The sequence below is a fragment of the Georgenia halophila genome (assembly GCF_039541595.1).
Genome location: NZ_BAABGN010000002.1, coordinates 780,887 through 795,555, shown reverse-complemented (window position 1 = coordinate 795,555; position 14,669 = coordinate 780,887). Strand labels below are relative to the sequence as shown.

11 protein-coding genes are annotated in these 14,669 nt (G+C 71.2%); 5 read left to right on the top strand and 6 right to left on the bottom strand.

Annotated elements, in window-relative coordinates; all coding sequences use genetic code 11:
- The first annotated feature begins 142 nt into the window (after positions 1-142).
- From ABD907_RS05165 to ABD907_RS05150, 4 genes are all read left to right on the top strand, one after another.
- On the top strand, positions 143-1,264 hold the full coding sequence (locus ABD907_RS05165) for a hypothetical protein (RefSeq protein WP_345215387.1): 1,122 nt from the start codon (positions 143-145) through the stop codon (positions 1,262-1,264).
- A gap of 139 nt (positions 1,265-1,403) precedes the next feature.
- The gene (locus tag ABD907_RS05160) at positions 1,404-2,333 is read left to right on the top strand and encodes an ATP-grasp domain-containing protein (RefSeq protein WP_345215386.1); all 930 of its coding nucleotides are present in this window, start codon (positions 1,404-1,406) and stop codon (positions 2,331-2,333) included.
- Positions 2,330-3,610, top strand: coding sequence for a glycosyltransferase family 2 protein (locus ABD907_RS05155; protein WP_345215385.1), 1,281 nt, complete (start codon positions 2,330-2,332; stop codon positions 3,608-3,610). The genes ABD907_RS05160 and ABD907_RS05155 overlap by 4 nt, the downstream gene beginning before the upstream one ends.
- Positions 3,607-4,923: a glycoside hydrolase family 18 protein gene (locus ABD907_RS05150; RefSeq protein WP_345215384.1), complete on the top strand. Its 1,317-nt coding sequence runs from the start codon at positions 3,607-3,609 to the stop codon at positions 4,921-4,923. Before ABD907_RS05155 ends, ABD907_RS05150 begins: the two co-directional genes overlap by 4 nt.
- Here ABD907_RS05150 and ABD907_RS05145 read toward each other — a convergent pair.
- The gene (locus ABD907_RS05145; protein ID WP_345215383.1) at positions 4,804-5,727 is read right to left on the bottom strand and encodes a glycerophosphodiester phosphodiesterase family protein; all 924 of its coding nucleotides are present in this window, start codon (positions 5,725-5,727) and stop codon (positions 4,804-4,806) included. The two genes, ABD907_RS05150 and ABD907_RS05145, sit on opposite strands and share 120 nt — an antisense overlap.
- 139 nt (positions 5,728-5,866) lie before the next feature.
- On the opposite strand from ABD907_RS05145, the gene ABD907_RS05140 reads away from it, so the two are divergent.
- Positions 5,867-6,163 carry a GNAT family N-acetyltransferase gene (locus ABD907_RS05140; RefSeq protein ID WP_345215382.1) on the top strand — a complete coding sequence of 99 codons (297 nt, stop codon included), beginning with the start codon at positions 5,867-5,869 and terminating at the stop codon, positions 6,161-6,163.
- Positions 6,164-6,197: 34 nt separating this feature from the next.
- On the opposite strand, the gene ABD907_RS05135 is transcribed toward ABD907_RS05140, so the two are convergent.
- The 5 genes from ABD907_RS05135 to ABD907_RS05115 all read right to left on the bottom strand — a co-directional run bounded on the left by ABD907_RS05135 (position 6,198) and on the right by ABD907_RS05115 (position 14,660).
- Positions 6,198-7,649, bottom strand: a complete 1,452-nt coding sequence (locus ABD907_RS05135; protein WP_345215381.1) for a lipase maturation factor family protein — start codon at positions 7,647-7,649, stop codon at positions 6,198-6,200.
- A gap of 39 nt (positions 7,650-7,688) precedes the next feature.
- Entirely contained in the window at positions 7,689-8,036 is a 348-nt protein-coding gene (locus tag ABD907_RS05130; RefSeq protein WP_345215380.1) for a cupin domain-containing protein, read from the bottom strand.
- Positions 8,037-8,271: 235 nt separating this feature from the next.
- Positions 8,272-8,757 (bottom strand): SRPBCC family protein, encoded by a 486-nt coding sequence (locus tag ABD907_RS05125; protein ID WP_345215379.1) that lies wholly within the window; start codon positions 8,755-8,757, stop codon positions 8,272-8,274.
- A gap of 88 nt (positions 8,758-8,845) precedes the next feature.
- Positions 8,846-13,366 carry a lamin tail domain-containing metallophosphoesterase family protein gene (locus ABD907_RS05120; protein ID WP_345215378.1) on the bottom strand — a complete coding sequence of 1,507 codons (4,521 nt, stop codon included), beginning with the start codon at positions 13,364-13,366 and terminating at the stop codon, positions 8,846-8,848.
- Positions 13,367-13,496: 130 nt separating this feature from the next.
- Positions 13,497-14,660, bottom strand: coding sequence for a LacI family DNA-binding transcriptional regulator (locus ABD907_RS05115; protein ID WP_345215377.1), 1,164 nt, complete (start codon positions 14,658-14,660; stop codon positions 13,497-13,499).
- Between the last annotated feature and the right edge of the window lie 9 nt (positions 14,661-14,669).

Sequence of the window (14,669 nt, the reverse complement as noted above, 5' to 3'; positions counted from 1 at the left end):
GGATCGTCCCGATGGGGGCAGACGCTGCAGACGCCGCCCCTCGACGACACTTCTGCTGCTGGTGGTGATCGGGCTCGGAACGGCCGGCTGCGCCGCAGTCGCGCCCGAACCGCCACACGCCGTCGCGTGCACGCCAGGGGACGTGCGGGCAGAGGACGTGCGGGCAGCGGACGGGCGGGGCCTGGAGCCGGTCGTCCGGCACTCCGCCCGGCACTCGGTCAGCCTCGGTCTCGAGGACGTCGTGGACCCGCAGCAGGACTGGGACGAGGTCGCCGCTCGCCTGGACGGTGCCGGCGTGAACACCGTGCACGTCTCGGCCGGCCGGGTGGAGTTCACCGCCTTCGACTGGGACGCTCACCCCGAGGCGGCAGCCGAACCGGGGACGGACCACCTCGCACGCGCGCTCGACAACGTGGGGGCCCTGCCCGACGGGACGTGCCGAGAGGTCGGCATCGTGATCGACGCCTACGTGCCGGCCTGGATCGCCGACGACCCGTCGATCGCCGGGCTCGACACGTCCGGACGCAGGTCGACGTACACACCCTCGGCGTCAGCACTCCTGGAGGGGGCGGTCGGCGAGCGATACATCGAGTACCTGGTCGCCGTCGCCGAGCGCTACCAGCCCGACCAGGTCTCCTTCTCGGAGCTCGCGTTCGACGACGAGACCTTCGGGGAGGAGGACCTCACGCTGTACCGATCGATGACCGGCGCGTCGGACTGGCCTCGCCGATCGGACGGCACCGTCGACGAGGACGCCGTCGAGGTGGGAGCGTGGCGGGCCGAGGTCCTCGCCGGATTTCTGCGCCGCGCCCGCGCGGCCCTCGAGGAGGTCGAGCAGCGCACCGGTCAGCAGATCCAGCTCGTCACGGACGTGCAGGTCAGCTGGGACGACGTCCTGGGCGGCAAGCCGAGTGTCGGGCACGACTACGGGGTGCTCGCGTCCGCGGTCGACGAGCTCATCCTCTGGGCCTACCTCGGCACGCAGGGTCGTGCTCCCGGCGATCTCGAGCGGCTCGCGGCGGCGCTCGACGACATGCCCGTCGACGCCGAACGATTCACGATCTCGATCGGCCTGTGGGACGAGCAGACGCCCGAGGCTCGGCAGACGGAGGCCACTATCTCGCCCGAGGTCCTCGCAGCCTCGTTGACCGCCGCGCAGACGCACCACATCGTCGCCGTGAACGTCACTCCGTACTCGTTGATGTCGCCGGCCCACTGGGAGGTCGTCGACGAGGCCTGGGACGACTCCGGCGCGGGCACCTGAGGAGGCGCGCACCGCGTTGCCCGGGACCGGGCTGCCCGCCTGCGCGCCCCCTCGGTTACGGTCACGACCGCGTCCGTATCGGTCCCCTGCGGCGACCAGACGTGGCACACTGCAGCTGGCTACTCACGAAGGAGGACAGGTGCTCGCCTCGAGAACCACGACGTCCGGGGCGACCAAGATCCTCGTCACCGGTGTCGGCGGACCCGCCGGACGGTCCCTGGGCGCCCAGCTGGCCGCCCTGGGCAACAACGAGCTGGTCGGCGTCGACGTCACCGCGGTGGACGACCCGCACTTCCCGACCACCGAGATCGTCCCGCGCGCGGACGACCTCGACTACGCCCGCGCCATGCGGGAGGTCATCGAGCGGCACGCGCCGGACCTGGTCATCCCCACCGTGCAGGACGAGCTGCCCCAGCTGGCCGTGCTCGCCGAGCTCCTCGGCGTGCGACAGCCCGCCGACGGGCGGCACAGGTCCGCAGTCGTCGTCTCCTCCCCGCACGCGGCCGCCGTCACCGCGGACAAGTACCTGACGATGTGGGCGCTGGACGCCGCGGGCGTGCCCGTGCCCCGATTCGTCGCAGCGACGGAGATCGCGAGCACCGAGGCCGCCCTCGCCTGGGGCGGCGGGCCCGTGGTCGTCAAGCCGCGCCTGTCCCGCGGGGGCCGGGGCGTCCGCCTCGTCGAGCAGGTCGAGGACCTCGAGTGGTCCGAGATCGGTTCGGGCGCGATCGTGCAGGAGTTCGCGCCCGGCACCGAGTACAGCCCGCAGCTGTACGTCACGGCCGCGGGCGAGGTCACCGTCGTCGTGCTGGAGAAGACCGAGCTGAAGCAGGGGCGTGTCGGCAACGCGAGCGAGGCGGTGCGCGTGCCCGACGGCGCGGCCGCCGACGTCGCCGAGGTCGCCACCGCGACGGTCCGAGCACTGGGCCTCGCCGGACCGATCGACATGGACGTACGCCTCGACTCGGGCGGCAGGCCCGTGGTGCTCGAGGTCAACAGCAGGTTCGGCGCCAGCTCGGCGCTCGCGCCGGAGCTGGTCGAGGCGGTCCTGCACGAGTGGTTGCCGTGACGGACGCACTGGGCATGGTCGCCCTGGTCTTCGGGGTGACCGTGCTCCTGGTCGGGTTCACCCGACTGCTGATCGTGCCGTTCGCGCTCTACTTCGAGCTGCGCGCGCGCCGGCTGCCGGACGACACACCGCTGCACGCCGGATCGATCTTCTCCGAGCCGCCGCTGGTCAGCATCATCGTCCCCGGCTACAACGAGGGCGTCGTCATCGAGAGCTGCATCCGCTCCATTGCCCGCAGCAGCTACCCGCGCTACGAGGTCATCTGCGTCGACGACGGCTCGAGCGACGACACCTACGCCAAGATGCAGGCGCTCGCGGACGAGCTCCCGACGGTGCGTGCCCTCACGCAGCGCAACGCCGGCAAGGGTGCGGCCCTCAACCGGGGGCTCGACCACTCCAGCGGCGAGGTCTTCATGCTGGTCGACGCCGACGGTGTCTTCGGTCGCGACACCATCACCGAGATGGTCCGCGCCTTCGACGACGAACGCGTCGGCGCGGTCTGCGGCGACGACCGCCCGGTCAACCTCGACCGAGTCCAGACCCGCTTCCTCGCCGTGATCGCCCATCTCGGCACCGGGTTGATGCGGCGCGCCATGAGCGTGCTGCACTGCCTGCCGATCGTCTCCGGCAACACCGGGGCGTTCCGGCGGGACGTCCTGGAGCAGACCGGCGGCCTGGACCAGGACACCATCGGTGAGGACCTCGAGCTCACCTGGCGCGTCTACCGGGCCGGCTACCGCGTGGCGTTCGCCCCCCGCGCCCTCGTCCACTCGGAGTCGCCCTCCACCGTGCGCGGGCTGTGGAAGCAGCGGGTGCGGTGGTCCCGCGGGCTCATCCAGACCGTCGGTCGGCACCGCGACATGATCGGCAATCCCCGGTACGGGGTCTTCGGCCCCTACCTGGTCATCAACGTGCTGTCGCAGATCGTCGTGCCGGTGCTGCAGGTGCTCGGCGCCGCCACGCTGGTCGCGCTCGCCCTCCTCGGGGACACCTCGACCGTGCCGGTGACCGCGTGGCAGGCGGTGCTGTTCGTCGGTCTGCCGCTCTCCCTGGCCCTCCTGCTCCTCGCTCTCGCCCTCGACCGGGCGCCCGAGGACCTGCGGCACGTCTGGACGTTGCCTCTGTGGCCGATATATTCCGCAGCGATGAGCCTGGTCATGCTCCATGCCCTCTGGCTCGAGATGCGGGGTGCCGAGAACCGATGGAACAAGCTGGAACGGACCGGGGTGGTCTCGACCCGTACGGCGGAGGACGGCAACGGCGGCTACTCGCCGTGACGCTCACCGTGGCCGCCCTGGCCGCGGGGGCGGTCGCCTGCACGCCGGCGGGTCCGCACGGGCCATCGGTCTCGGGCTCGCAGGTGTCGGGCCGGAGCGCGACGCCGGGGCGTGGGGCCGACGAGCAGGGGCGCAAAGTTCAGAAGCTCGCCGAGCCTGCTCGGCCAACCGGGCCCGCGCCGTCCGAGGAGACCGCGCCGTCCGAGGAGTCCGCCGCGGACGACGGAGTGCTGCGACCGGCCACCCGGCCGGCCGTGCGGCGATCGATCAGTCTCGGCCTGGAGGACGTCGCCGGCACCGACCAGAACTGGGACCAGATCGCCGAGCGGTTCGACGCCGCCGGCATCACCAGCGTCCATCTCTCCGCCGGCCGGGTCGAGTTCACGGCGTTCGACTGGGCCGCCCATCCCGAGGCGGCGGCGGAGCCCGGCGAGGACCACCTGGCCACGGCGATCGAGCACGTCGGCCGGATGCCGGACGGCTCCCCGCGCGAGGTGAGCATCATGATCGATGTCCTCGTGCCGAGCTGGATCGCCGCCGACCCGTCGCTCGCCGGTCAGGACGCGCGGGGCCGCCGCGCCGAGTACGTACCGTCTGCTACGGCACTGCTCCACGGACCGGTCGGTGAGCGCTACATCGACTACCTGATCGCCGTCGCCGAGCGCTACCGGCCGGACCAGATCGCCTTCTCGGAGCTGGCGTTCGACGACGAGACCTTCGGTCCCGAGGACCTCGCGCTGTACCGGACGATGACGGGTCGAGCCGACTGGCCGCGGGACGCCGGCGGCGACATTGCCGAGGACTCGCCCGAGGTGGCGTCCTGGCGATCGGACGTGCTGGCCCGATTCCTGCGCCGCGCCCACACGGCGCTGGGTGAGGTCGAGCGGCGCGCAGGCCAGGAGATCCGGCTCGCTACGGACGTGCACGTCAGCTGGGATGATCTCGCCGCGGGGCCGGCCGGCGTCGGCCACGACTACACGGAGCTGGCGCCCGCCGTCGACGAGCTGGTCCTGTGGGCCTATCTCGGCACGCGGGGACGCGAGCCAGGTGACCTGGCGGACCTCACCGGGGCGTTGGACGAGATGCCGCTGAGCAACGACCGGCTCACGGTCTCCATCGGGTTGTGGGACGAGCAGGCACCGACGACGGCCGACGGCGACGTCCCGGCCATCTCGCCGGAGCTCCTCGCGTCGTCAGTCGCCGAGGCCCAGAGCGAGCACGTCGCCGTCAACGTCACGCCCTACTCGCTGATGAGTCCGGACCACTGGACGGCGCTGCACGGCATCTGGGGCGACGCCGACGGCGGGACGTAGCGACGGGCGACGTCTGGGGACCCACAGGCTGCGGGCCAGCAGCACCTCGCGCAGGACGTCGGGCCGGTCCGTGATGATGCCGGCCACGCCGTCGTCGATCAGGCGGCGCATCGAGACCGAGTCTTCGACCGTCCACGCCACGACACCGACTCCCAGGTCGGCGGCCATCTCGACCAGCCGGACCGCGACCCGCCGGTCGTGCAGGACCGGCAGCCGCCCGTACGTCCAGCCCACGTGGGCGAACGCGCCGGTGGCCACCGCGCGCGGCGGCCGCACCCCGGCGCAGGCCGCCGAGACGAGCGCGGTGAGCGAGCGCCAGCCGAGCGCCGTCGTCAGCCCGGGTCCGCACGCTTCCCGGACGGCGGCGAGCCACCCGTCCCAGCCGCCCGCGACGCACACGCGCCCGGCGGCACCCGCGCGGCGGATCGCCTCGGCCACGGGCCGGACGGCTCGTGCCTCCTTGACGTCGAGGGCGACGCACATGTCCGGGAAGGCGGCGAAGAGATCGTCCAGGCGCAGCACCGGTTCGCCGTGCACCCGGGCACGCGAGAGCTCGGCCCAGCTGCGGGCGGCGACCGGCCCACGCAGACCGGTGACCCGGTCGAGGGTGCGGTCGTGGAAGGCGACCGGGACGCCGTCGGCCGTGACACGCACGTCCGTCTCCAGGTAAGTGAGCCCCAGACCGGCGGCCCGCTCGAAGGCGGCGAGGGTGTTCTCGGGCGCCAGACCCATCCCGCCACGGTGGCCGACGGCCCACGGGCCGGAGTGCGACCCGTAGCTGCGGTGGACATCGCGGGTGACCACGGAGCAATCATCGCCGGTGGCAGCAACCGCGGACGGGAGCACCCGCTGCGCACACCAAGGGTTCACCGACCCGCCACGAACCGGTCGCCGTCAGTTCCCCGTTCGGAATGGCACGCCGCCCCGCCCTGTTCGGCCAGGTATGGACACCAGCATCAGGACCCGGGAAGACCGGTTCGAGATCCTCCTCGACGGCGAGGCCGTGGGCCTGACCCAGTTCGTGGACGAGGGCGAGCGGCGGCACTTCTTCCACACGGTGGTCGCCGACCATCTGCAGGGCCGCGGCCTGGCGGCCGACCTCGTCGGGCACGCCCTCGACGAGACCCGCCGGGCCGGGCAGCAGGTGGTCCCGACATGCTCGTACGTGGCGCGCTACATCGACGAGCACCCGCAGTACGCCGACCTCGTCGCCGGCGGCGCGCAGGAACCCGGCGCCTGAGCCTTCAGACCGCCTTCATCCCGACCGCCGTCCTTCAGGCCACGCCGCGCAGGCCCTCGAGGGAGTGCGGCGCCACCAGCTCGCTCTCCTCGTGCCGGACCCAGCAGTGCCTTGTGCGTCGCAGCTCATCGGCGGTGGTGTACCGGTACCGGAACACGCGAGCGCGCACCCAGCGCGGGCGGCGTCCCTCGAACGGGTCACGGGCCAGGAGCCGCAGCGTGCGTAGGTCGGCCTCGAGGAGGCGCACCAGGAACACCGTGAACCACCGGTGCTGCGACGGGGCGCCGAGCGCGAGGAACCACATGCCCCAGTCCAGCCGTAGGTGGTAGGGGGCGTACTGGCGCGGCCAGCGGTCCACCGGGCCGGGCTTGCCTCGGAACACGTACTCGTGCCACGTGGCGGTTGCCGGGTCCTCGTCCTCGGTGCCCTCGACGACGACCTCGCTGCGCCGCCGCGTGATCGACCCGAACGCGCCGTAGGACCCGACGAGGTGGAACTTGTTGTACGAGGCGTTCATCGCCTGGTGCTCGGAGACGAGGTTCTTCGCCGGCCACCAGCTGAGGACGACGACGCCGACCGTGACCACGATGACGAGCACCACCCACCAGAGCGGCCCGGCCGTCGTCGGCCCACCGGCGAGGGCGGGACCGAGCGCGGGGACCAGTGCGGCGAGCTGGTCGTCCCCGACGGCGGCGAAGGCCAGCAGCATCGTCAGCCAGTTCAGCCAGGCGAAGTTGCCGGAGAGCACCAGCCAGAGCTGGGTCAGCACCACGATCGCGGCGGCCACGGAGGCCACCGGCTGCGGGAGAAACAGCAGGAATGGCACGACCAGCTGCGCCACGTGGTTGGCCGCGACCTCGACCTTGTGCAGCGGCCGCGGCATGTGGTAGAAGAACCAGCTCAGCGGGCCGGGCATGGGCTGGGTCTCGTGGTGGTAGTACAGCGCAGTGAGGTTCCGCCAGACGGGATCGCCGCGCATCTTGATCATCCCGGCGCCGAACTCGACCCGGAACAGCAACCAGCGGAAGAGCAGCAGGACCAGGATGGGCGGGGCGACCTGCTCGGAACCGAGGAACGCGGCGAGGAACCCGGCCTCAAGGAGCAGCGACTCCCAGCCGAACCCGAAGAAGACCTGCCCGGCGTTCGCGACCGACAGGTACAGCCCGTACATCACCAGGAACGCGGCCAGCGGCAGCCACGGCGGGCCTTCCTGCGGCAGCCCGGCCAGGAGGCTCACGGCAAGCGCCACCCCGAGCCACCCGACGGCGGTCAACAACCGGTCGGAGTAGCGCCACCGGAACAGCGTGGGCCCGGCGCGGCTGCCGACGCGATCCAGGTAGCCGGGGACGGGCAGCAGACCGTGCTCGCCGAGCAGCGGCCGGAACTGGCGGAGCACGGCCACGAACGCCACCAGGTACATCAGTGCGACGCCTCGTTGCAGGACGATCCGTCCGGCGTCGTAGTTCTCAGCGGCGAACCACTCCACGATGCCTCCCGTACGGGGCGCGAACCCGCGACCGCAGGGTTACCGCGCTCGCTCCGGTCCTCCGGTGGGCCCCACGCCGGTGACCGTGGTGAGCAGGAACACCGAGTCCTCGACCGCCACGACGCCATGTCGCTCGTGCGTGATGATCCGGAGCGCGCCGGTGGGGACCTCCTCGGTGTCGGCGCCCGTTATCCGCACCAGTCCCTGCAGCACCTGCAAACTGGCCGCGTGGGGGGCGTTGTGCTCCTCGAGCGATTTGCCGGCTGTGAGGGCGATGATGGTCTGCCGCAGCGGCCCGTCGTGCAGCAGGAGCTCGGCGCTGCGGCCACGCTCGTCGGCCCGCGAGGCCACCAGATGAGCCTCGGTCCGTTCGATCAGGTCGGCCACGTGTCCTCCTCGTCGTCGTGCGGCCAGTGTGCCGCCGCGCGCGGCTACGCGCATCGGGGCCGGACCTACTCGTCATGCGGCGACACGATGCGCCCGTACCGGTCTGGCCGTGCGCTCGGCAGTACCACCAACCTGGTGGCCCGAGCCGCAGGTGGGCGACACCCATCCGGGAGCGAGCTTCCCGAGGCCGCGAACATCGTGTTCCTCGACGATGTCGAGAAGCCGCACCCGAGTGCTACGTCTGTGCCGCTCCGGCGACGATGTCGGGGTCCTCACAGGCGCGGGCGAACGCGGCGATGCGGATACGGATCTCGCGGCCCAGCAGCCACTGGCCCACGGGATGGGCGACGAACGACAGCCAGCCGGGTTGCACCGCATAGGTGTACTTCCACACCGCTACCGTGCCCGGGGTCCCGCCGCGTTCCGACGCGGTGAAGCGCCACCCGCCGCCGAACGTACGGAAGAACCACGGGCCGGTCACCATGGTCATCCCGACGGACGTCGGTGGCCGGTAGGAGACGTACTCGCTGACCATCCTGGGGCCCACCCGTGCCCGGGTGAGGGTCCGCACGCCCTTGCCGGCCTTCGTCGCGCCGTCGAGAAACCGCTGGTGCCGGATGAACGGGTCCCAGCGCAGCCGGAGGGCTCCGGTGGTCTGCGAGACGGCGAAGGCCACCTCCGGGACCACCGGGACCCACGTCTCGGCGCTGATCTGCGGCATTGCAGCGAGCCTAGGCCGTAGACGGCGACGAGAGTGTTGATCCTGTCCCTATAGCAACAGGATCAACACTCTCGTTCGTCGGCGGGCGTCAGGCTCGACGGGCTCGGCCGGCGAGCAGCAAACCGCCAGCCACGAGGAGCAGCGACAACGCGATCAGCCCGCTCGGCAGCTGTGCGCCGGTGTCCGGCAGGTCGGAGGCCCCGGCAGAACCACCCGGGGGCGCATCGTCCGAGCCGCCGGACCCGCCGGACCCACCGGAGCCGGCACCGCCGTCACCTTCTGCGCCGTCGTCTGCGCCGTCGTCTGCGCCGTCGTCAGGACGGCCGTCCGGACCCTCGTCGGAGCCGTCGTTCCCGCCGTCGCCGGAACCACCGTCCGAACCGCCCTCCGAACCACCGTCAGAACCATCGTCCGGATCGCCGTCTCCACCGGAACCGACGGTGAGCAGGTGCACCGCCGAGGCCGCCACGCCACCGTGCTCGTCGGCGGTCGCCACGTACCAGCCGTGCTCGCCTGGCTCCTCGAGCGTCCAGCTCGCCTCCACGACCGACCCGCTCGGCACGGCGTCGAAGGACTCGATCTCCGTCGTCGTCAGGACCTCGGCGGTGAACGTCTCCGTCGCCAAGGTCTTCGTCTGCGGGTCGATACCCAGGTCCGCGTACGAGATAGAGAAGTCCTGGAACACGTACGGGTCCTCCGCGGGACCGAGCAGGCTCTCCTCGTCGGAGTTGTACTGGTCCAGCGACGGGGAGAACGTCCGGACCGTCATCTGCTCGTCCTGGTTGTCGAAGTGCAACAACCGCAGGAACCCGAGACCGCCCTCGGGCAGCCCCTGGTAGTCGAACAGCATCGAGTGGACCGTGCGGTCGGCCGCACCGTCACCATCGTCGTCGAACTCGTCGATCCGGGTGTACGCGTCGTGGTAGTGCCCGGACAGCACCATCCGCACGTTCGGGTTCGTCGCCACGACCTCGTCCATGATCTGCTGCGGGATCGGGCCCAGCCCGCCCGTGGTCAGCATGAACTCGTGCAGGTTCACCACCGCGACACGGTCCGGGTACTGCGCGAGGACCTCGTTCATCCAGTCGATCGCGTCCTGGCCCGGGTCCCAGCCCATGTACAGCATGAGGAAGTCGATCCCGCCGGCCGTGACGAGGTCGTAGTGGCCACGGTTGTCCTCGTAGCTCCCGCCGTACCAGGGGTTGCCGGCGTAGCGGCCCTCACCGAAGTACCGCGAGTACTGCGTGTAGTCGGACGCGCCGCTGCCGACGTCGTGGTTGCCGGCGAGCACGCCGTACGGCAGGCCCGCTTCGTCGAGCCGGGCGTACTGCGGGTCGGCGTTCTCCCACTGGTAGGGCTGGTCGTAGTCGTCGACGATGTCGCCGGTGTGGATCAGGTACTGGAGGTTGAGCTCCTCGCGGCGTTCCAGCACGTAGTCGTGGATCGCCACCTGGTGGTCGTAGAACTCCTCGTTGTAGTACTGCGTGTCCGACTCCCACGCGATCGTGAAGTCGTACTCCGACCGGGGGGTGTCCTCCGGATGGCCCGGGTCGACCGCGGTGCTGCGGTCGGACAGGTCCGGCCCGGCGAAGCCCGCCGAGTGCTGCACGAGCGCCGTGATGACGCCCTCGTGCGCGTGGTCGGCGACCGTCACCACGCCGGAGAGCCGGAACTCTTCGCCGTCGGCCCCGGTCAGATGCCCGTCCACCTCGGTCCACGACGTCCCGTCCGCGCTGCGCGCGTAGAGCGTCACCTGTGCCTCGCCGTCGGCCGTGCCGTCCCAGGTCAGTCGGGCGGTCGCGTCGGCGTCGGCGCCTTCCGGCACCTGAACCTCGAACTGGTAGTAGGGGAGCGCGGCGTCGGAGGAGACCGGCGCCAAGGCGTCGGTCATGCGGACGTCGGCCGCGGGCGCGGCCTCGAACGTCTGGATGCCGTCGCGGTCGAGGGCGGCGGCGTCGTGGGTGACACCGGAGGACGCGGTGACCTCCGCGTCGTCGAGATCGAGCCGGTAGCCCTCGCGGAAGGCGACATCGAGGTCGTCGCCGGTGGGGTCGTCCACCTGTGCTCGCAGCGTGACCTCACCGGGCTCGACCTCGGCGCCGTCCGCCGGCGAGAAGCCGGACGCGCCCGGCTGCTCCTCCGGGACCGTGAAGGTGGTCGCCGACGCGCTCGTGTTTCCCAGCGCGTCGGCACTCTCGATCGCGAGCTCGTGCTCGCCGGCCTCGAGATCCGTCGAGGAGGTGACGAGCCCCAGCTCGATCTCCTCGCCGTCGAGCGTGGCGTGCACGCTCTCCACGCCGGAGCCTGCGCCGTCGGTGATGTCGGCGTCGAGGACGATCTCGCCCTGGTACGTCTCACCGGTCTCGACCGTCGGCGTGATGACGGGTGCCGTGTTGTCCACGACCACGGTGGCCGAGGCCAGGTTGGCCCCGTCGGTCGCGGAGATCACGTGCTCACCGTCCGCGACGGCGGTGGTGTCCCACGCGTGCGCGGCGGCCGTGAAGGCGTCGCGCGGGAGGGAGAACACCGAGTCGAAGTAGTCGTGCTTGCCCGCGGAGTCACCCATCCGGATGACCTCCGACGGGTCGTCGTAGCCGGCCGGGGAGAGGGTCCGCCCGTCCGGCAGCACCAGACGCATGCCCGAGACGACGAAGTCGTCGTTGTTCTCGTCCTCGTCGATCTCCGGGGCGGCCTTGGTGCCCGCCCAGATGCTCAGGGTGAGGGCCTCGCCCTGCTCGATGTGGGTGAGCGGCACGGGCGTCGACATGGTCACCGTGTCGGCGTAGGTGCCCTCGTCGAAGATGTGGAGGACCTCCTCGCCGATCCGCACGCCGTTGCGGAAGTAGAAGTCGGTCCCGGAGACCTCGAAGACGAACTGCGGCTCGGCCTCGAGACCCTCCTGGGTGGCGACCCGCTCACCGTCGACGGCCAGCTCGATGCCGGGCGGGTAGGGCTCACCGGCGCCCGAGATCCTCGTCGTGCCCCCGACGTAGTCACCGTCGGCGACGTTGAGACGCACGGGGTCGGTCTGCGCGCCCGCGACGGGCACCCGGACCGTCTCGTTCCGGGTGACGTTCGTGCCGTCCGTGACGGTGACCGTGTACTCGTACCAGGCCTTGCCCGTCAGATCGGCGGCGGTGACGACGTGGCGGTACTGGTCGTCGCCGTCGTGGAGGAGGTTCACGGTGGTCGGGGCCTGGGCGACGTCGCTCTGCAGCTCCAGGGTGGCGGTGCGAACCTGGACGTCGTCTGTCAGCTTCAGCTCGATGGTGAAGTCGCCGGTCGGGTCGATCTCGTCGACGGTCAGGTCCTCGACCTGCGGGGCGGAGCCGTCCGCGGGGACGATCATCAGGCCGTCCCGTGCCTGGTCGGCCTGGACGGTGCCGGGCGTTGCCGGCGCGATGCCGGCCTGCTGCTGGAGCTCGAGGTCTTCACCGACCGTGTACCGGATGCCCTGGTTGGGGCTCGTCTGGTCCTCGGTGCCCATGTTGTAGTAGGCGCGATTGACGCTGAAGCCGGTGTTGGTGCGGATGTCGACGCCGCGGGCGGACCCGTTGGCCATGCCGCCGACGAAGATCTCGACCAGGTCCGTGCCGAGGGTGAGGTCGGTGCCGAACTGAGCGTTGAACTCGGCACCGCCGAGGTCGTCGTTCTGGCCGTTCTTGATCCAGAGCACCAAGGTCTCGCCGGGCGGGATCGTCACGTCGCGCGGGACCGAGGGCCAGTGCGCCTCGTTGGTGTTCGTCTCGTAGTCCTGCGGGTACAGGTACGTGATCGCGTAGTCGGAGAAGTCGACCGGCTCGCTCGTGGCGTTGTAGACCTCGATGAACTCGTACCCGTCGGCGGTGCCCACGTTCGTCGAGTCCGGCTGCACCTCGGTGACCTGCAGCGGTGCCGTCACCAGGTCGGCGTCGGGTTGGGGATCGAACGGCGCCTCCGGCTCGGGGTCCGGCTCGGGGCCCGGCTCGGCCGGGACGAGGGCCTCGGGTGCGACGGAGCCCGGGGTGGGCGCGGTCTGCGTGGCGAGCACCGTGGCGCCGGTACCCGAGGCTGCCGGCACCTGGAACTCGACGCCCAGGTCCTCTCCCATGGACCCGCCGGGATAGTGCGACCAGGTCAGGACGCCGTCGCCGTCGAGGATGCGGACGGCGCGGTCGCCGCCGTTGGCCATGCCGGGCTGGCCCGTCACACGGACCACCGAGGTGGAGGCTTCGGCGCCGACGTGGGCGCGGAAGTCGTCCACGGTGTAGGCGAACGAGTCCAGCGTGCCGGTGTCGTTGGTGTAGCTCAGCCAGAAGACCACGGACTCGCCCGCACCGATCGTCACGTCACCCTCGACCGTGAGCGGTACGTCGCCGCTCGTGTCGTCCGAGTCGACGTACGCGTACGCGAAGGAGATGCCCGAGTCCGCCAGGGAGATCGCGGCGTCGGTGGGGTTGGTGACCTCGAAGTGCTCGAAGGTGTCGTGGCTGTCGTTGTTTGCGACGATCTCGGACACGAAGAGCGGCACGGCGGTGTCGGCGTGCGCCGGTGCGCCGCCAAGCATCAGGAGCGGTCCGACGGCGACGGCGGTGACGAGGGCGGGCAGGCGTCTGGGGCGTAAAGGCACAGGGGTACTTCCGGTCGACAAAGGGAGACCTGAAGAACCTAAGGAGGTGTCATGGCGAATGTCTGACCGAGAGATGACGTAGCGATGGCCGGGGAGTGGCCATGACGTGTCCGCCGTGGTCGAGCCGGCGTCAGCGTCGGCGAGGTGGCGCGGTAGACCCGCGCACCCGGAGGGTCGTGGGCATCTGCAGCCGTACGGCCTCGGTGCGCCCACCCATCCGCTCCAGCAGCAGGCGGATCGCTTCCTGGCCGATGGCGTAGCCCTGCTGGTCGACGCTGGTCAGCGAGATCATCGGATGGCTGGCGATCGGGATGTCGTCGAAACCCGCCACCGAGACGTCGTGGGCGTCCAGGCCCGCAGCGGCGATGGCGCGCAGCGCCCCGACGGCGAGGGTGTCGTGCCCGGCGAAGATCGCCGTCGGCCTGCTCTCGTCGTCGTCCAGCAGCGGGCGGACCGCCGCGGCGGCGTCCTCCTCCATGTGCCCGGCTCCGTTCACCACGCGCGGGGGCAGGCCGAGCGCGCCCATGTGCTCGTGGTAGACGCGCCTGCGGATCGCGTGCGGGTCGCGTCCGGTCGGGGAGATGAACGTCTTGGACCTGCCGCCCTGCCCGCGCCTGCGGTCGATGTCCAGGAAGGCGATGTGGCGATGACCGAGCTCGATCAGGTGCTCCATGACCTCTTCCGCACCTGCCTCGTCGTCGCCGGCGACCGTGTCGTACCGCGTCGAGATGTCGTGCCGGCCGACCATCACCACCGGGATGCGTTCGGCGAGCCGGTCGAGCCAGTCGCTCGAGACCAGCGGTGCGACGGCGACGATGCCGTCCACCTGTCGGTCCGCCAGGCTCTGGATCGCCTTGTCGCCCTCCTGCGGGTCACGGATCGGAGCGATGACGAGCTGGTAGGGGGTCTCGGCGAGGAAGTCGGTGGCACCGGCCGCCATCACGGAGTGGAAGTCGTTGCCGATCTGGGGGATCTCCAGGCCGAGCGTGAAGCTGGAGCCACGCATGGCACGTGCGGCAACTCGGGGGCGGTAGTCCAGCCGAGCGATCACCGCTTCCACGCGCTGGCGCATCTCGGGCGAGACGCCGTACGCGTCGCGGATGACCTTCGAGACGGCCGCGCGCGAGACACCCGCCTCGTCGGCGACGTCCTGGATGGTCGCGCTCCGACGGCGGAGCGTGCCTTCACCGTCCGGGCCGGCGGCCTCCTCACCCGCATCGGGATGTGCGCCGGCATCGGCATCCGCCGGAGTGGTGGCAGGTGCCGGGTTGACGTCCAGCCGCAGGCGGCCCATCGCTCTCCC